Here is an 18,578-nt window from a genome sequence, read left to right on the forward strand (position 1 = left end):
ACGTCCTTCTGGACATTCTACAGTAGCAGGTCTTCCACTTAACAGGCTGTTCAATTTTTCGGCTCCACCTCTTTGAGCAATGCGATGCCTGGTTAACACACAAAAATAAACTGCGCTACTGGTGTGCTTGGCGAAAAGTGAGACAGGACGCTATTTCCTCTGGTTTGGTGCCATTAATTGAGGGTATCGAACAAGGGTATACGGATGGTTTATCCGCAAAAGAGTTGTTATTGGTTAATTATTCACGTTGGTGGGTAAATTCGGTTATTGATCATGACGAGGTATTGAGAAATTTTATTCCGGCTGAGCATCGTCAAAAAATCCGAATATATCATCAGTTAGATACAGACTTTATGCAACTTACTCAGGAATATGTCAAAGCGCTGTTAGCTACCGGTATTCCTAAAGCACAAGACATTCAGAAAGGATCTGAATGGGGCGTGTTAGCGCGTGAGATTCAAAAGAAAACACGTCATATGCCGCTCCGCCAATTGATGAGTCAAATGCCCGAGGTGATTACCAAATTGACCCCTTGCGTGATGATGAGTCCTATGAGTATAGCGCAATACCTTCCGGCTAATAGTAAGGCATTTGATGTGGTGATCTTTGATGAGGCAAGTCAAATTACTGTACCTGATGCCATTGGCGCAGTCGCCAGAGCTAAACAGGCGATTGTAGTCGGCGATCCAAAGCAGCTTTCGCCTAGCTCCTTCTTTGCTAAGAAATCAGGCAATGATGAGTACTCCGATGATTTTGAAGAGGATATGGAGTCCATTTTAGATGAATGTTTAGCCGCAAACATTCCTTGTATGCATCTAAATTGGCATTACCGCTCGCGCTGTGAATCGTTAATTACTTTCTCTAATCATAAATACTATGGTGGCAAGCTGGTTACCTTTCCGAATAATGATACTCGTGGCATGTCAGTGCATTATCATGCGGTCGATTCAATCTATAAGGAAGGTCAGAATCGCATCAATCGAGGTGAAGCGGAAGCGATTGTCGAGAATATCGTTACCAAATTACGCCAGCCTGGCTTTAATAAATCCATTGGCATTGTGACATTTAATATGGAGCAACAGAAATTAATTAGTGATTTATTTGAAGCCGCGCGCAGCCGGTACCCAGAAATAGAACCGCATTTTGCTGAAGATAAGTTTGATTCCGTGTTTGTTAAAAATTTGGAAAGTGTTCAGGGAGATGAGCGTGATTTGATTTATTTCTCTATCACCTTCGGTAAAGATGCCGCCGGCAAGTTGAGTATGAATTTCGGCCCGATGAATCAAGCCGGTGGTATGCGCAGATTAAATGTTGCGGTGACTAGGGCCAAAGAAGAAATGCATGTGTTTACTTCAGGGCACCTCGAAAAACCCAAGGCTATGAGAAAATAGCATTTTCAAATGGATAGCCGGTAAAGCGATGATTAAAGAGAGCCTGTTTGCAGCCGAAGAACGAGAAGCCAAGCTGGATAAGCTGGGCGACATTCTGCAGGTGTTGGAGAAACACGTGGACTTCAAAGCCTTGTCGCAAGCGATTGATCAATCGGCGCCACGGCCCGACCGAACCCAAGGCGGTCGCCCGCCGTTTCCGACGGAAGTCATAGTTAGAGTGGTCGTGTTACAGCAACTCTACAATCTGAGCGACGAACAAATGGAGTTTCAACTGCTGGACAGGCTAAGCTTCCAGCGGTTTGTCGGTTTGCGTCAGAGCAGCCAAATTCCCGACCGGACGACCCTGTGGACCTTCAAGGAACGGTTGGTTGAGGCCAATGCCAGCGAAACCTTATTCGACGCCGTCAACCGGGAATTGAACAAACACGGCTACCTCGCACGTTGCGGGCAAATCGTTGATGCCACCCTCGTCCCCGCGCCACGGCAGCGGCTCAACAAAGACGAGAAAGTGTTGGTCAAACAGGATGCCATGCCGATCGATTGGACGCCTGCGCAACGTCGGCAGAAAGACATCGACGCCACCTGGACCAAGAAACACGGCAAATCGTACTATGGCTACAAGTTATCCACGAGCGCCGACAAACGCTATAAGCTGATCCGCAAACTCAAAGTCAGCACCGCCAGCGAACACGACACGCATCATCTGGAAGCCGTGCTGGATACGGGCAACACGAGCCGTGATGTTTATGCCGACAAAGGTTACGTGGACAGCGAGCGTGAAGCCCGACTGCAAGAGGACGGTTGGCGCACGCATATCCAGCGCAAAGCGCCCAAGGGCAAACCATTATCGGACTGTCAACAGCGACGCAATCAGCGGATTGCCAAAAGTCGTGCCCGGGTCGAACACGTCTATGCCAGCCTGCAACAGATGGGCGGCAAGGGCTTGCGCTGTATTGGCCTGGATCGGGCTGTGTTGCAGCTCAATCTGAAGGCGGCCACTTATAACTTACGCCGTTTATGTAGCCTGAAAACCAGCGGCGTGGCCTCGGCTTTTGCCTGTTAGCAGGCAAAGTGCGCCTGAAGGGCGGATAGAGATCGCCTTCAGGCTGAAAAAAAACCGCTCCAGGCGGGTGAAAAATAGCCTGTTTCCAGCTGGCATTGGTTGATTGGCTATATCAACTGTGACTTGATGGCTAATTTGGGTGGTTTTTCGAGGTACCCTTCATTAAAACCGGAACAAATTGATTTATCACGTACCGGTGCTGAAGGTATCAGAGATTTAAAGCATTTTCTTGAATATGCGCAACGAGGCATTTCCGCTCTGACTGAAGCAGTAGGCGCGCCCGGCGGCTTTTTTGATTCGCCATTTGAACAAGCCGTTGCTGAAAAGCTGCATGCGAAAGGTTGGGTAACCCATTCTCAAGTGGGTGTATCTGGATTCCGGATTGATCTTGGCGTGATTAATCCTGATGCTCCTGGTCAGTATCTGTGTGCTGTCGAGTGTGATGGTGCCAGTTACCATAGCTCTGCTACCGCAAGAGATCGTGATTTTTTAAGAGAGCAGGTGTTAAGAGGTTTGGGTTGGGAGGTAATCCGTATCTGGTCGACAGATTGGTGGATTGATTCCGAATCGGCTTTAAAACATGTTGATGAGCAATTACATAAGCTGCTGGTAGAGTATCGGGCGGAAAATGTTGGCCCAATTTTATTTGCTGATGCGTAAGAAATCTCGGGGTTATCTATCGGAATGCGCGAAAAGCCCTGTCGTTCAGGACGGGGATGAATAGCATGAACGGCAGCGCCGTCCTCTAAATTTAATGTGGTATAAGCAGTAACGCGATAACCTTTCTAAGCGGCGTAAGCGGTAATTGTCAAAACTGTCGCCTCAAAAATTTCCCGAAAGAGAATTTTAGAAGACAACCATGAAAGAAACTTACAGTGACGGCTACAAAGAACAAGTTTTGGTCAAAGTGTATAATCGCAGAATTAACCCGGATATTTCATCAAAAAAGAGTCGGCACTGTCTTGAAACTCGCATAAAATCTACTTGCGAATTAAATTTTGTGAAGGGGCTCTGCCGATGGCAAATTGTACCGCAGACTCAATGAATTTTGGACGCCTGGGGCGACGAATCATCGAGGTTAATTTTCAGGGTGACGCCATCAGTTCCGATGGCGGTCTGATGCTATTACGTCAAGTCGACCAGCGCATCGGCTTGTCCAAAGCCGTCGCTGACTGGGAGTCCGAATTGGAAGCAGCGTACCCCCAAAGCCACGGCAAACAGCGGATGATTCGTGAGTTCCGGCCGCCGTCCTGGAAGACGGAACCGCGCCTGGTGACGCGGCTCGAATTCGGCAGTCAAGGGCGTATCCGCGCTTCGTGGTCACCAACCTCGAACGACCGGCGGCGCTTTACGACGAATTATATTGCCGGTGCGGCAAAGCCGAAAACCGGATCAAGGAAGCCCTACCGGATTTGTTCGGCACCCGAGCCAGTTGTCATACGTTCCTGGCCAACTGGCTGCGGCTGTTGCTCAATGACGAGGCATCGCTGCCGAACTGCCCTTGTTTTCCAGCCAGTAGCGAAAACCCGGTAAATCGGAGTGAATGACTTCGAGGCTCCCGTTCACCGTAACGGCAGACTAGGTCTGGCAGTCTTCCGCGGTAAAAACTGCCTGGACGGAGTCCAGAGACGCAATTCCGGGGATGCTGAACCCACCGGCGTTCGAGGTCAGGGATGAACATTTCATTGGCTTGTTCTCGGATGGGTGAGCCGATCGGAATGATAGGGTCCTTATAAAATCGAAAGCGAAATTGCGGCAAATTCGTTCAATCGCCTGACGTCCGGCCTTTTTCCTGAGAATCAGAATAAAACATCAACTGCAAATTTTTATTCCGCATCAATCTGGATAGATTCTGAATAGAATTTCTGTCACTCTATCTGAAAGCTCCGATTTTCCAGACAGAGTCTCAGGCTTCCCCGAATAGTTCGTCCGTCGACAGATTGGCGGCGATGAATTTGCCCAGGCGTTCCTTGGCGCCGGTAAAGGCGCCGAATTCTTCTTCCGGCCGCCGGTCCACGCTGGACTCCATGTTGACCAGCTCCCTGAGCAGCCTGATCTGAGACTTTATCCGTTCCCGCGGGCGGCTCATGTCGGCGATCCGGTCCTTGCTCCGGACATAATTCTCCAAACGCCCGGTCAGCTCCGCATCGAAGATAGTCAACACAGGATTCAGATTTTTGATCGTCGAAATCATCCCGTCGATGGCAAAGGCAAAATTGGCAAAGTTCTCTTCATTGGGATCGTTTTCGAAAGACTGAAAAGCGAGATGGCAATTATGCATGGATCCGTACAGAGTATTGATGGCCTTCGCCAGACTCTGCTTCTTCGGTGATACGGTTTCGTTCCATCTTTTTTCGACGATGTCGATCAGTTGGGTCCACATGGCCACCTCCTCGATGCGGCAAACAATCGGCGGGCGGGAGTTCTTCTCGCGAAGGATCTCCGCTTTCAGACAGCTGCAAATAAGACCGGCATCGTTCGCAAGAATTCCATTGCCTTAACAGCGGACGGTTAAGCAGCCTTCCGGCGGCTTCTTTTCGGTTGAGTTTTTCGATAGGTCCGCGCGCTGTCGGCCTCATCCTTTCAATCGGGCGCAACCGTAAAGAAACAGGCGGGTGGCCCGCTTCGCCCAAACCTCGATCTCTTCTTCGGTCGGAGTGATTTCCAGTCCGAGTTGCAGTTTCTGAAAGCGCTCGCTGCGCAATCCGCTTAAAAACTGGTCCGCCAGAAAATAGGGCTCGATCGCGGCAAAAAATCCAGCTTCTTGCTGCCGGGCAAAAAACTGGGCCAGATGATCCAGAGTGCGTTGCGGGCCTTGTTCGTAAAACTGGATGGCCAGGTCCGGAAAACGCGGCGACTCCCCGATCAGGATCGAACGCATGCGCACGACGTCGGGCCGGGTAATGCGAAACAGAAACGCCCTGGCGAAAGCGACCAGAGCCGCTTCCGGCTCCCCTTGAAGAGACAGCGTTTCGACGAACTGATCGCTACAGCGCCTGATCAGAGCGCCGAACAGGCCGGCCTTGCTGCCGAACTGGCTGTAAATCGTCCTCAACGACACCCTCGCCTCCCTGGCGATGGCTTCCATGCCGAGGTTGCCGTAGCCGTGCTCGAGAAAATGCGTCAAGGCCGTATCGAGCACGCGGTCTCGGCTTAACAATTCGCTGCCCTTGGCGGGGCGTCCACATTTGATCATTGCAGGGTGCTCATAATAATTGTTTGTCTCTGATGAAATAATCTTAATCATAACCTAGAATAAATGGTAATATATATTACCGTTATTAATTCAATGACACTCAGGCAATCATCAGGATGAACATTTACAGAGGCGGTTCCGAGTTTGTTGATTCCGAAAATTCCTGCATGGAATCCTTCGTTTCGACTATCCCCCATCAGGTCATCTTCCGAAAACGGCCGCTGCCCAGGGCACGGCTGGCAGGTCTGGCCGCGATTGCTCTGGCCGCCGTCAGCGGCTGCCGAAGCGGCGATGCTCCCGGCAATCAACCGCCGCAAGGACCGCCGCCCACGGTAAAAACAGCCCAGCCGATAAGCCGTGACGTGACCGAGTGGGATGAATACACCGGCCGCATCGAAGCGGTGGAATCGGTCGATATCCGCGCCCGGGTCGGCGGCTATCTGGACAAAGTCAACTTCAAGGACGGAGAGACCGTCAAAAAAGGCGACCTGCTGTTCGTGATCGATCCCCGCCCGTTCAAGGCGCAACTGGACTATGCGGCGGCGGAACTGGAGCGGGTCCGGTCCCGGAAGGAACTGGCCGCCAACGACATGGCGCGGGCCGAACGATTGTTCCGGGTCAAGGCGATTTCCAAAGAAGAGTACGATGCCCGGCAGAAAGGGCTGCGCGAAGCTTCCTCGGTGGTCGAATCGGCTTCGGCCAACGTCGTAACCGCCCGGCTGAATCTGGAATTCACCCAGGTGCGGGCCCCGATTGACGGACGCATCGGCAGGGAATTGATTACGCCCGGCAACCTGGTCAAAAGCGACGAGACGCTGCTGACCACGATCGTCTCCACCGATCCGGTCTATGTCTACGTCGATGCGGACGAACGCGCGGTGTTGAAATACCGTCGGTTAAGACAGCAGCAAGGCCGGCCCGATGCCGGCGTCGAAGGCACCCCGGTCGAGCTGGCGCTGGCCGATGAAAGCGACTTCCCGCATCGGGGCGTGCTCGATTACATCGCGCCGCGCGAGGATACTTCCACCGGTACGGTGACCCTGCGCGGCGTCTTCCCCAACGACAACGAATTGTTGAGTCCCGGTTTTTTTGCCCGCCTGAGAGTCCGCGCCGGCGCGCCTTATCCTGCGCTGCTGCTTCCGGACCGGGCGATCGGGACCGATCAGGCGCAGCGCTTCATCTGGGTAATGAATCAAAAAAACCAGGTGGAATACCGCAAAATCGAACTGGGCGCCCATATCGGTCAGACCCGCGTAATCAAAAAAGGCCTCGACGCCGGGGAATGGGTGGTCGTCGAAGGCTTGCAGAAACTCAGACCCGGCATTCAGGTCAATCCCGAGCGGATTTCGCTTGCCGAATCTCAACAGGAACCGTAGCCCATGGATCGATTCACTCATTTCTTCATCGATCGGCCGATCTTCGCATCGGTCCTGTCCATCCTGATCCTGTTGGTCGGAGGACTGGCGCTGCTCGCGCTGCCTATCGCCCAGTATCCGGAAATCGCACCGCCCACCGTGGTCATCAGCACCACTTATCCCGGCGCCAACGCCCAGGTGGTCGCGGAAACGGTGGCCACGCCGATCGAACAGGAAGTCAACGGCGTCGAAGACATGCTGTATCTGTCTTCGCAATCCACCAACAGCGGCAGCATGTCGCTGACGGTCACCTTCAAGCCGGGCACGAATCTCGATAAAGCCCAGGTGCTGGTGCAGAACCGCGTGGCTCTGGCCGAGCCCAAACTGCCGGAAGAAGTCCGCCGGCAGGGCATCAGCGTCAAAAAGCGCAGCCCGGACCTGAGTCTGGTGGTCAACCTGATCTCGCCCGACAAGCGCTACGACAGCGTTTATCTCAGCAATTACGCCTTGCTGCAGATCAAGGATATTCTGGCGCGACTGCCCGGCGTCGGCGAAATTCTGGTGTTCGGCGCCCGGGATTACAGCATGCGCCTGTGGCTTAATCCCGAGCAAGTGGCGGCGCGCAACCTGACCGCGAGCGACGTGGTCAACGCGATTCGGGAGCAGAACATTCAGGTCGCGGCCGGTATCGTAGGGCAGCAACCGGCGAAAAAGAGCCCGGACTTTCAATATACGGTCAGTACGCTGGGGCGGCTGATGGAAGCCGATCAGTTCGCCGACATCGTGATCAAAAAAGGCGAGGACGGCCGGATCACCCGCCTTAAGGACGTGGCGCGCATCGAACTCGGCGCCAAGGATTACAACTCCGGACTGGTGCTGGACGGCGAACCGACCGTCGGGCTCGCCCTTTTCCAGTTGCCAGGCTCCAACGCGCTGGACACCAAAAAGGCCGTCGTCGAAGCAATGGAAAAACTGAAAACCCGGTTTCCGGAAGGGCTCGAATACAACCTGGTCTACGATACCGTAGTGTTCGTGCAAGAATCCATCGATGCGGTGGTCAAAACGCTGTTCGAAGCCCTGTTGCTGGTCGTGATCGTGGTCGTGGTGTTTCTGCAGAACTGGCGCGCGACGATCATTCCCCTGCTGGCCGTACCGGTTTCCCTGATCGGCACCTTCGCGGTGATGGCCGCGCTGGGCCTGTCCTTGAATACCTTGTCCCTGTTCGGTCTGGTGCTGGCGATCGGCATTGTCGTCGACGACGCCATCGTCGTCGTCGAAAACGTCGAGCGCCATATCGCATCGGGCCTGAAAGCCAGGGAAGCCACGCGCAAGGCGATGTCCGAAGTCGTCGGCCCGATTATCGCGACGGCGCTGGTCCTGGTGGCCGTGTTCGTGCCCACCGCCTTCATCACCGGCGTCTCCGGTGCATTCTACAAGCAGTTTGCGCTCACGATCGCGGTTTCGACGATCATTTCGGCGTTCAACTCGCTGACGCTGAGCCCGGCCTTGTGCGCCTTGCTGCTGGATCGGGCGCACGGCGACAAGGACCGGCTGACGCGCGTCATCGACGGTTTGTTCGGCTGGTTCTTCAAGAGCTTCAACCGGTTTTTCGACTGGTTCGGCGCCGGCTACGCGCGCCTGGTCGGCCGATTGATCCGCATCACCGCCGTCGTGCTGGTTCTTTATCTCGGACTCAACGCTCTCAACTTCGTGGCCTTCGAAAAAGTCCCCACCGGCTTCATTCCGCAACAAGACCAGGGCTATCTGATCCTGTACGCTCAGTTGCCGGACGCCGCTTCCCTGGCCCGCACTCAGGACGTCGTACAGAAGGCGACGCGCATCGTGCTGGACACCGAAGGCGTCAAGCACCTGAATGCCTACGCCGGCTTTTCGATCCTGAGCGGATCCAGCCAATCCAACGTCGCCACGATGTTTGCGAGGCTCGACGATTTCGATGAGCGCGCCGGGCATCCCGAGCTTCATGCCGATGCGGTGGTCAAAAATCTTCAGCAGCGCCTGGCTTCCGTCGAGGACGCCTACATCGCCGTGTTCGCACCGCCGCCGATCCGGGGCATGAGTTCGGTCGGAGGCTTCAAGCTGCAAATCCAGGATCGGACCAACGCCGGCATCGAAGCCCTTCAGCAAGTGAACAACGAGATGATCGCCGAAGGCAACCGGCAGCCCGGACTGGCGGGCTTGTTCACGACCTTCAGGGCCGGCGTGCCCCAGTTGTTTCTGGACGTAGACCGCACGCGCGCCAAATCGATGGACGTTCCCCTGAAAGAAATTTTCGACACCCTGCAGATTTATCTGGGCTCGCTGTACGTCAACGATTTCAACGCTTTCGGACGCATCTACCAGGTCGTCGCCCAGGCCGACTCCGAGTTCCGGATGAAGCCTTCGGACATCGTGGAACTGAAGACGCGCAATCTTCAGGGCGGCATGGTGCCGCTCGGATCGCTGGTCGACGTGAAACCGATCGTCGGGCCGGACAAAATTACCCGCTACAACATGTACCCGGCGGCCGAAATCAACGGCAGCACGCTGCCCGGCGTCAGTTCCGGCCAGGCCATCGAGATCATGGACAAAGTGCTGAACGACAAGCTTCCGCCGGGATTCGGCTTCGAATGGACCGAACTCAGCCTGCAGCAGGTACTGGCCGGCAACGTCGCGATGCTGGTTTTTCCGCTCAGCGTGATCTTCGTCTTTCTGGCACTCGCCGCCCAGTACGAGAGTTGGTCGCTGCCGTTCGCGGTGATCCTGATCGTGCCGATGTGTATCCTGTCCTCGATGGCCGGAGTCTGGCTGCGCGACATGGACAACAACATTTTCACCCAGGTGGGCTTTATTGTTCTGGTGGGCCTGGCCAGCAAGAACGCGATTTTAATCGTCGAATTCGCGAAACGCCGACAGGAAGAGGGACTTGACCGGTTCGACGCCGCGGTCGAGGCGGCTGGCATTCGGCTGCGTCCGATTCTGATGACTTCGTTCGCCTTCATCATGGGCGTATTTCCGCTGGTGGTCGCCGAAGGCGCGGGCTCCGAAGCGCGCCGAATCCTGGGTACCGCAGTATTCAGCGGCATGGCCGGAGTCACCTTGTTCGGGCTGTTGCTGACGCCGGTTTTCTACGTCACCGTGCAGGGCCTGGCGCACCGGATCGCATCGTCCAGGCTGAAAACCGGCCAGGCGCCGGCCGCTCCCACTTCTTCGAGCTCAGAATCATGATTCGATTGGCAATAACTTCCCGTATCCGGATGGCTTTCGGGCGGAGTCTTTTCATCCTTTCCTGGTCGAGCGCGATCGGGTTGGCCGGCTGCGCCGTCGGCCCCGATTATAAAACGCCGGCAGCGGCCCCTCCGCCCGTTTTCACCAATGCCCGCCATGCCGAATATTCAGGGCAGGCCGCGCAAAAAGAATGGTGGAAAATCTTTAACGATGCCGAGCTGAATGCGCTGGTCGACCAGGCCCTCAGGCATAACTACGACCTTAAAAGCGCCCTTGCCAATCTGCGCGAGGCCCGGGCGCTGTATCTGGAATCCGGCTTGAACCTGGCGCCGATCGTTACGTCGCACGCCAACTATACCGACCAGAAACGCAGCGTCGGCGCGCTGAACAACCGGAATTTCGTGCCGAGAGGGCTGAAATTGTACAACGTCGGCTTCGACGCCTTCTGGGAAGTCGATTTTTTCGGCCGCGTACGCCGCGACATCGAAGCCAGCCGGGATGAAGTCGAGGCGCAGGAAGCCAGCCTGCGCGATCTCGGCGTCAGCGTGATCGCCGAAGTGGCCCGGAATTATTTCGAATTGCGAGGACTTCAAAACCAGCTCGCCGTTGCGCAAAAAAACGCCGAAAACCAGGCGCAGACGCTGGAAATTACCCAGGCCAGGCTCGACATCGGCCGCGGCACCGAACTGGACACGTCGAGAGCTTCAGCTCAGCTCAATACGACCCGGGCCAGAATTCCGCTGCAGGAAGCGGCGATTAAACGGGCGATCCACCGGCTCGGCGTACTCACCGGCCAGCCGCCCGGCACCCTGACCGTAAAACTGTCGCAGCCACAGCCCATGCCGAAGCTGCCGGAAACGATCGCCGTCGGCAACCCGGCCGAACTGTTGCGCCGCCGTCCCGACATCCGCATCGCCGAGCGCACGCTGGCGGCGGCGACCGCCCGCATCGGGGTGGCGACCGCCGACCTGTTTCCGCGCGTGACCTTCGTCGGCACCTTGTCGCTGGAAGCGAATACGCTTTCGGGCCTGGGCGCGGCCGGCGCCGACGCCTACTCCCTGGGCCCCAGAATCAGTTGGGCGGCGCTGGATCTCGGCCGGGTCTATGCCCGCATCAAAGCCGCCGATGCCAGTGCCGAAGCCGATCTGGCGCAATACGAACAAACCGTGCTGAATGCGCTGGAGGAAACCGAAAACACCCTGGTCGCCTATAACCGGGAGCGCAACCGGCGGGCGCTGCTCGCCACGGCGGCCCGGGACAGCGAAAAGGCCCACCATCTGGCCCATCTCCGGTTCGAGGAAGGCATTGCCGACTTTCTGACCGTGCTGGACAGCGAAACTCGGCTGCTGGAAGATCAGAGCCAGCTCGCTTTGAGCGAAACCGAAACGGCAACCGCGCTGATTGCCGTTTACAAGGCTCTGGGCGGAGGCTGGGAAACGATGCTTTCGGAGAAGAGCCCGGAATGAGCCCCGGCTGTTCTCGGGATTTCCGGATTTCGCGTCTTCGCATGTCCCGAACGGCATGACGATTTTCCGGCAACCGCCGAGGGCGAAACGATATTTATCGGAAAGGATCGCCTCGCTCGGGAATCATTTACCGCGAGGGCTTTCTAACTCATTGCCGACGTTATCCATCACTCAAAGGAAAATCAGATGAACAATAAAATTTCAGTCGCCATCATCGGCTGCTCGCTCAGCTTTTCCGCTGTGGCCGCAGAGCAATACACGGTCGATCCCCGCCATACCTTTCCCAGTTTCGAGGTCAGCCATCTGGGCTTTTCCATTCAGCGCGGCCGCTTCAACGAAACCGCCGGCAAAGTGACGCTCGATCCCGAAAACAATGCCGGCCGCATCGACGTCGAGATCGCTACCGATTCGATCAGCACCGGACTCGCCGAACTGGAAAAACATCTGCGCAGTCCGGATTTTCTCGACGCGGCCCGCTATCCGAAAATCACATTCCGTTCGGACAAGCTGACTTATAAGGACGGGCAACTGGCCGCGGCCGACGGCAATCTGACAATGCACGGAGTCACCCGACCGGTCCGGCTGACGGTCGACCACTTCCATTGCGGATTGAACCTGATCAACCTGAAGAATACCTGCGGCGCCAACGCCGTGACGGTCATCAAGCGCTCGGAATTCGGCGTCGACAAATACGTGCCGGCCGTGTCCGACGAAGTCAAAATCGAAATTCAGATCGAAGCCATCAAAGACTGATACGTTCCTTAACCCGACCTACCGGAGGAGAATACCATGAAGCTTTACTACAGTCCGGGCACGTGCGCCCTCTCGCCTCACATTGTAGCGAATGAGTTGTCCCTGCCGCTCAAACTGATAAAAGTCGATTTGAAAAGCAAGCGGACCGAAGACGGCGAGGATTTCACCCAAATCAACCCCAACGGCTACGTGCCGGTGCTGGTGCTCGAAGACGGCAAGCAACTGACCGAAGGGCCCGCCATCGTCCAGTATCTGGCCGACCTCAAGCCGGAGCATCGTCTGGCCCCGCCGGCCGGATCGTTCGAGCGTTACCGGCTCCAGCAGTGGCTGAATTTTATTACCTCGGAAATTCACAAAGGCTTCTCGCCGCTGTTCAATCCCGCCTTTCCGAACGATGCCAAACAGGTGGTGAAAAACCAGCTCACCGCGAGGATCGGCACGGCAGCCGACCATCTGGCCAAGCAGCCTTATCTGCTGGGCGAACAGTTCACCGTGGCCGATGCCTATCTGTTCGTCACGCTGAGTTGGTGTCCTCATGTCGGCATCGATTTATCGCAGTGGCCGGTACTGAAGAGCTATTACGAAAAAATAGCCGGGCGGCCGGCCGTCCGGAAGGCGATGCAGGAACAGGGCCTCGTTTGACGGCACACCGGAGGATTGCGGATGCAATCCTCCGGTGGACGGAGCCTTTAACAGGCTCAATTCTTTCAAGTCAATCATTGTCGGGTAACAGCCATGAACGATAAACCGCTCACTCATCAGGATACGGAAAAACTCGAATCATTAAAGAAACTGACGGCGCTGGTCTATCTTTGCCAGGTATTGACCTTCGGTTTCGCCGGCCTGCCGCTGCTGATCGGGCTGGCCATCAATTTTGCCAAGCGGAAGGAAGTGGCCGGGACCTGGCTGGAATCTCATTTCGACTGGCAGGTCAATTCGGTATGGATCACCCTGGCCGGGCTGGCCTTGTCCGGCCTCACGCTCGGCACGGGCATCGGCATCTTCATTCTGTTACCGACGCTGATACTGCTGATTTATCGAATCGTCGTCGGCTGGATGGCGTTGAATTCGGACAAGCCGGTCAAGGCCGAGTAATAATCGGAGCCGAAGCGTCGCATGCTTCAGCTCCTCACGCCTTTGGCCCTGCTGTAATTGTCCAGCAGGGCAAGATAGTTCGAGCGGTCGAAGATGCCCGGATCGGCGCAACGCTCCCGGCTCAAATAGCCTTTGACGTCGGCAATCGACCGGTATTCGTTCCGGTCCAGCCAGGCGATCATGTTCTGTTGGATCGTCGCCAGATGGCCGGGGCCTTTTTCCAGCAACACCGAGCACAACTGCGTGACGTCGGCGCCGGCCAGAATCAGTTTCAGCGCATCGTCCGCGGTATGAACGCCGCTCGTGGTCGCCAGCGACAGCCCGACTTTGCCGTAGAGCAAAGCCACCCAGCGCAACGGCAACTGGACGTCGACGGAACGGGACCAGGTCAGTTGCGAGGTGACCTGTAAATTGTCGAGATCGATGTCGGGTTGATAGAAGCGGTTGAACAAGACCACGCCGTCGGCTCCGGCCTGTTCGAGACAGGCAACGAAATGCGCAAGTCCCGAGAAATAAGGGGACAGTTTCATCGAGATCGGCACCGAGACCTGTTTGCGCAGCGCCCGCAGCAATTCCAGATAACGCTCTTCCACCTCGGCGCCGGACTCGTTCGGATCGGCGCAAAGATAGTAGATGTTCAGTTCCAAAGCGTCGGCGCCGGCTTCCTCCAGCCATCGGCCGTGATCGACCCAGCCGTCCAGCGAAGTACCGTTCAGGCTGGCGATCACGGGAATGTCCAAGGTCCGCTTCAATGCCGCCAGTTGTTCCAGATATTGATCCAGACCGTGCCGGTAGCCGCTGTCGAACGGCAGGAAACTGTCGGCCTCGCCGTGTCCGATACCGGCATTGATCAAGAATCGGGAAGCCGCCTCTTCCTGATGATGCAGTTCTTCCTCGAACAAGGAATACATGACGACCGCCCCGGCGCCGGCGTCTTCAAGCCGCTTCGCCGTATCGAGGCTGCGGGACAAGGGCGAGGCCGAGGCGACCAAGGGGCTGAATAACCGGAGGCCCAGATAGTCGGTGCTCAAATCGATTCGGTTCATGCGTTGTCTCCTTCTTTTGCGGGGGCGGCTTCGGTCCCGGCCTTGCCTTCGGCCGGTTTATCGAAAACCTTGTCCGCCAGTTCCCGGTAACGGCGGTAGCGTTCGGCGGCGTCCTGCTGGGACTGGCGTAGGAAACGCTCCGACGCCTCGGGATGGGTCCGGCTCAACAGACTGAAACGGGCCTCGGTCATCGCGAAGTCGCGATACGGCAGCGACGGTTTCTGGCTGTCGAGCTGCATCGGATTGTTGCCTTCCGCCAGCCGGCGCGGATCGTAGCGGAGCAAGGGCCAGTGCCCGCTCTGCACCGCCATCGTCTGCTGCCGGAGATTGTTGGACAGATCGACGCCGTGGGCGATGCACGGGCTGTAGGCGATGATCAGCGAGGGGCCGGGGTAGGATTCGGCTTCCAGAAAGGCGCGCAGCGTTTGAGTGTCCTTGGCGCCGTAAGCGACCTGGGCGACGTACACCTGCTCGTAATCCATCGCCAGCCGCGCCAGATCCTTTTTCGGCGTGTTCTTGCCGCCGGCCGCAAACTTCGCGACCGCGCCGCGCGGCGTCGCCTTGGAGGTCTGGCCGCCGGTATTGGAATACACTTCGGTATCGAGCAGCAGAATGTTGACGTCGCGTCCCGACGCCAGCACATGATCGAGGCCGCCGTAGCCGATATCGTAGCCCCAGCCATCGCCGCCGATGATCCAGACGCTGCGCTTGATCAAGGTGTCGGCCACCGCCAGCAGCCGTTTCGCCGGCTCGTTCGCCAGCTCCGCCAGGCGCTGCTTCAGGACCGCCACCCGTTCGCGCTGTTCGTAAATGCCGGCCTCGCCGCTCTGGTCGGCGCCGGTCAGCGCATCGGCCAGCTCCGGCCCGATTTCAGCACGTAACAAGCCCAACAGTTCCTCGGCATATTCTTTCTGCTTGTCGATGGCGATGCGCATGCCGAGGCCGAATTCGGCGTTGTCCTCGAACAGCGAATTGGCCCACGCAGGCCCTCTCCCCTCGGCGTTTTTGCTCCAGGGCGTGGTCGGCAGATTGCCGCCGTAAATCGACGAACAGCCGGTGGCGTTGGCGACCACCATCCGGTCCCCGAACAACTGCGTGGCGAGCCGGATGTAGGGCGTTTCGCCGCAGCCGGCGCAGGCGCTCGGAAACTCGAACAAAGGCCGAAGGTGCATCGCTTCCGGAAGCTTGTTGTGGTGCAGCGCGCCCCGATCGGTTTCCCTGATCCGTTCGAAAAATCGCCAGTTGATTTTCTCCTGTTCTCTCAGAGGCGGCTGCGGCCTCATATTGACCGCCTTGCGCTCTGGCAGTTTCGGATCGCGAATCGGGCAAACGTCGACGCACAGGCTGCAGCCGGTGCAGTCTTCCGGCGACACCTGATAACTGATCAGAAGATTTTCGAACGCCTTGCTTTTGGCTTCCACGTATTTGAACGCCGGCGGCGCATTCTTGACCTGATCCTGTGTGAACAGCTTGCTGCGGATCACGCTGTGCGGGCAGACGAATACGCACTTGCCGCACTGGGTGCAGAGATCGCTTTCCCAGACCGGAATTTCGAGCGCCAGATTGCGTTTGTCCCAGACCGACGTGGCGGTCGGAAAAGTGCCGTCGTCGGCCAGCAAACTGACCGGCACCGCATCGCCCCGCCCTGCAATGATTTCGGCGGTGACCTTGCGGATGAACTCGGGCGCTTCGTCCGGAACCGGCGGAGGAATTTCGAACGCGCTGTCGGCTTCCGCCGGCACCGTCACCCGGTGCAGATTGGCCAGGGCTTCGTCGATGGCCTTGAGATTGGCCTCGAGAATGCGCCGGCCCGCTTTGATATAGGTTTTATGCACCGCCTGCTTGATCGCCGCAATCGCCTCCTCTTTCGGTAGGATGTCGATCAGCGCGAAAAAACAGCTCTGCATCACCGTATTGATCAGCCGGCCGAGGCCGCAGGACTGCGCGATCGCATAGGCGTCCACGGCATAAACAGCGATGTTTTTGTCGATCACAGCCTCCTGCAGGCTGCGCGGAAACGTCGCCCAGACTTGCTCGGACGGCACTGAGGAATTGATCAGAAAGACGCTGCCGGGCGCCGCTTTATCGAGCATCCGGTAGCGCTCCAGAAACACCGACTGGTGGCAGGCGACAAAATCGGCCTCGTCGCTGCCGATCAGATAGCTGGAGCGGATTTTCTCGCGTCCGAAGCGCAGATGGGAAACGGTGACCGCGCCCGATTTTCTCGAATCGTAAACGAAATACCCCTGGGCATAACCCTGAGTCCGGTCGCCGATGATCTTGATCGAATTCTTGTTGGCGCTGACGGTGCCGTCGCTGCCCAAACCATAAAACAGCGCATTGAACGTTTTTGTCGAGGCGTCGGTGCGAAAAGCAGGATCCCAGGCCAGGCTCGAATGGCTGACGTCGTCGTCGATGCCGATCGTAAACTGGTTTTTCGGTTTGGCTTTGTCCAGTTCGTCGAAAACCGCCTTGACCATGCCCGGCGTGAATTCTTTCGAGGACAGCCCGTAGCGGCCGCCGATCACTTTCGGCAATTGCGCGAATCTCGGTTGATCGCCCAACAGGTTCTGCGCCAGCGCCGCCAGCACGTCCTTGTACAAAGGCTCGCCGCCGGCACCGGCCTCTTTGGTCCGGTCCAAGACCGCAATCGCGCGCACGGTCGCCGGCAACGCCGCCAGCAAGGCTTCTTCGGCAAACGGCCGGAACAAACGCACCTTGACCAGTCCGATTTTTTCGCCTCGGGCCGTGCCGTGTTCGACCGTTTCCTCGACCGTCTCGGCGCCCGAGCCCATCAGAATGATGATTTTTTCGGCGTCTTCGGCGCCGACATAATCGAACAGCCGATAGGAACGGCCGCTGATTTCGGCAAACCGGTCCATTGCCTGCTGCACGATGGCCGGCATCGCCTGATAATACGGATTGACCGTTTCCCGCGCCTGAAAATAAATATCGGGGTTTTGCGCCGAGCCGCGCAGGACCGGCTGTTCGGGCGACAGAGCCCGTCCGCGGTGCGCCGCAATCCATTCGTCGTCGATCATCGTCCGCGCCGCCGCCTCGTCGACCGGTTCAATGCCGGCGATTTCGTGCGAGGTGCGGAAACCGTCGAAAAAATGTACGATCGGTATGCGTCCCGCCAGGGTCGCCGCTTGCGCGATCAGGGCGAAATCCTGCGCTTCCTGAACCGAGTTGGACGCCAGCAAGGCAAATCCGGTTGTTCTCGCCGCCATTACGTCGCTGTGGTCGCCGAAAATCGACAAGGCCTGGCTGGCCAGCGATCTGGCCGCGACGTGGAAAACCGTGGGCGTCAGTTCGCCGGCGATTTTATACATGTTGGGTATCATCAACAGCAGGCCTTGCGAAGCGGTAAACGTGGTCGTCAAGGCCCCGTTCTGAAGCGCGCCGTGGATGGCTCCGGCCGCGCCGCCCTCGCTCTGCATCTCGACGATGCTCGGCGTGGTGCCCCACAAATTCCTGCGGCCTTCCGAAGCCCATTTGTCCGCCAGCTCGCCCATCGGCGAAGCCGGCGTGATCGGATAAATCGCGATCACTTCATTGGTTAAATAAGCCATCCGGGCGGCTGCCTCGTTGCCGTCGATGGTCATTTTGACTGTCTGCATATTCTGTAACCTGTGGAACTGAAAGGAAGGCCCCGGCCGGAATCGTGAGCCTCATCGTCATGCCTGGCGTTTTTCAAGTGCATGCCGGGCAAAAGGATTGGCCCTTGTCGAACAAGCCGAGCGCTAGCCGGAAAGGCTTGGAATGAAATAAGACTATCCATCAGCCAAACGGGTTCTTCGGAAAATAATAAAACGTTTCCGGCCGGCAAGAAAAGCCGAAGTTCATTTATTATTCACGAAAAATTGTGGATAGGCGGATTCGTCCGAACAAAAAAAATCCCATGTATCAAATTGAGCGATGGGATTAGAGGAGGATTATTATGGCGTCCCCAAGGAAACGGGTTTAGTAATAGCTATCGGCGAACGGA

General features: G+C 56.9%; 14 protein-coding genes and 1 pseudogene. 11 read left to right on the forward strand and 4 right to left on the reverse strand.

Translation table 11 applies throughout. The annotated features are described in order from the left end of the window. The first annotated feature begins 137 nt into the window (after nucleotides 1-137). From A3OW_RS0106790 to A3OW_RS28215, 5 genes and pseudogenes are all read left to right on the forward strand, one after another. Nucleotides 138-1,391, forward strand: a complete 1,254-nt coding sequence (locus A3OW_RS0106790) for a DEAD/DEAH box helicase (protein WP_157385812.1) — start codon at nucleotides 138-140, stop codon at nucleotides 1,389-1,391. A 28-nt stretch (nucleotides 1,392-1,419) separates the two neighbouring features. After that, nucleotides 1,420-2,454: an IS5 family transposase gene (locus A3OW_RS0106795; RefSeq protein WP_020562675.1), complete on the forward strand. Its 1,035-nt coding sequence runs from the start codon at nucleotides 1,420-1,422 to the stop codon at nucleotides 2,452-2,454. Between the two features lie 126 nt (nucleotides 2,455-2,580). Beyond that, nucleotides 2,581-3,114 carry a DUF559 domain-containing protein gene (locus A3OW_RS27675; protein ID WP_157385813.1) on the forward strand — a complete coding sequence of 178 codons (534 nt, stop codon included), beginning with the start codon at nucleotides 2,581-2,583 and terminating at the stop codon, nucleotides 3,112-3,114. A gap of 459 nt (nucleotides 3,115-3,573) precedes the next feature. Next, nucleotides 3,574-3,627 (forward strand): annotated as a pseudogene (locus A3OW_RS29030) (hypothetical protein); the annotation flags it as partial. Between the two features lie 143 nt (nucleotides 3,628-3,770). Further along, on the forward strand, nucleotides 3,771-4,001 hold the full coding sequence (locus tag A3OW_RS28215) for a transposase (RefSeq protein WP_020562678.1): 231 nt from the start codon (nucleotides 3,771-3,773) through the stop codon (nucleotides 3,999-4,001). 359 nt (nucleotides 4,002-4,360) lie between these two features. Here the strand turns inward: A3OW_RS28215 and A3OW_RS0106815 are convergent, their stop codons facing one another. Both A3OW_RS0106815 and A3OW_RS0106820 read right to left on the reverse strand, forming a co-directional pair. Beyond that, a complete protein-coding gene (locus A3OW_RS0106815; protein ID WP_020562679.1) occupies nucleotides 4,361-4,837 on the reverse strand; it encodes a hypothetical protein in 477 nt (158 codons plus the stop codon). A gap of 192 nt (nucleotides 4,838-5,029) precedes the next feature. Further along, entirely contained in the window at nucleotides 5,030-5,650 is a 621-nt protein-coding gene (locus tag A3OW_RS0106820) for a TetR/AcrR family transcriptional regulator (protein WP_020562680.1), read from the reverse strand. Nucleotides 5,651-5,766: 116 nt separating this feature from the next. Between A3OW_RS0106820 and A3OW_RS0106825 the strand changes: the two genes are divergently transcribed. From A3OW_RS0106825 to A3OW_RS0106850, 6 genes are all read left to right on the forward strand, one after another. Continuing rightward, the gene (locus A3OW_RS0106825; protein WP_020562681.1) at nucleotides 5,767-7,026 is read left to right on the forward strand and encodes an efflux RND transporter periplasmic adaptor subunit; all 1,260 of its coding nucleotides are present in this window, start codon (nucleotides 5,767-5,769) and stop codon (nucleotides 7,024-7,026) included. Nucleotides 7,027-7,029: 3 nt separating this feature from the next. After that, complete coding sequence (locus tag A3OW_RS0106830) at nucleotides 7,030-10,230, forward strand: efflux RND transporter permease subunit (protein ID WP_020562682.1); 3,201 nt, start codon at nucleotides 7,030-7,032, stop codon at nucleotides 10,228-10,230. 29 nt (nucleotides 10,231-10,259) lie between these two features. Continuing rightward, a complete protein-coding gene (locus tag A3OW_RS0106835; RefSeq protein ID WP_020562683.1) occupies nucleotides 10,260-11,696 on the forward strand; it encodes an efflux transporter outer membrane subunit in 1,437 nt (478 codons plus the stop codon). Nucleotides 11,697-11,882: 186 nt separating this feature from the next. Then, nucleotides 11,883-12,449 carry a YceI family protein gene (locus A3OW_RS0106840; protein WP_020562684.1) on the forward strand — a complete coding sequence of 189 codons (567 nt, stop codon included), beginning with the start codon at nucleotides 11,883-11,885 and terminating at the stop codon, nucleotides 12,447-12,449. Nucleotides 12,450-12,485: 36 nt separating this feature from the next. Then, nucleotides 12,486-13,091 (forward strand): glutathione transferase GstA, encoded by a 606-nt coding sequence (gene gstA, locus A3OW_RS0106845; RefSeq protein WP_020562685.1) that lies wholly within the window; start codon nucleotides 12,486-12,488, stop codon nucleotides 13,089-13,091. A gap of 93 nt (nucleotides 13,092-13,184) precedes the next feature. Continuing rightward, entirely contained in the window at nucleotides 13,185-13,544 is a 360-nt protein-coding gene (locus A3OW_RS0106850) for a DUF4870 family protein (RefSeq protein ID WP_020562686.1), read from the forward strand. 26 nt (nucleotides 13,545-13,570) lie between these two features. On the opposite strand, the gene A3OW_RS0106855 is transcribed toward A3OW_RS0106850, so the two are convergent. Together A3OW_RS0106855 and nifJ are read right to left on the reverse strand one after the other, a co-directional pair. Beyond that, the gene (locus tag A3OW_RS0106855; protein ID WP_020562687.1) at nucleotides 13,571-14,590 is read right to left on the reverse strand and encodes a dihydroorotate dehydrogenase-like protein; all 1,020 of its coding nucleotides are present in this window, start codon (nucleotides 14,588-14,590) and stop codon (nucleotides 13,571-13,573) included. Beyond that, nucleotides 14,587-18,210 (reverse strand): pyruvate:ferredoxin (flavodoxin) oxidoreductase, encoded by a 3,624-nt coding sequence (gene nifJ, locus A3OW_RS0106860; RefSeq protein ID WP_020562688.1) that lies wholly within the window; start codon nucleotides 18,208-18,210, stop codon nucleotides 14,587-14,589. The genes A3OW_RS0106855 and nifJ overlap by 4 nt, the downstream gene beginning before the upstream one ends. Nucleotides 18,211-18,578: the final 368 nt, after the last annotated feature.

Origin of the sequence: Methylosarcina fibrata AML-C10, assembly GCF_000372865.1 — a bacterium.
GTDB lineage: Bacteria > Pseudomonadota > Gammaproteobacteria > Methylococcales > Methylomonadaceae > Methylosarcina > Methylosarcina fibrata.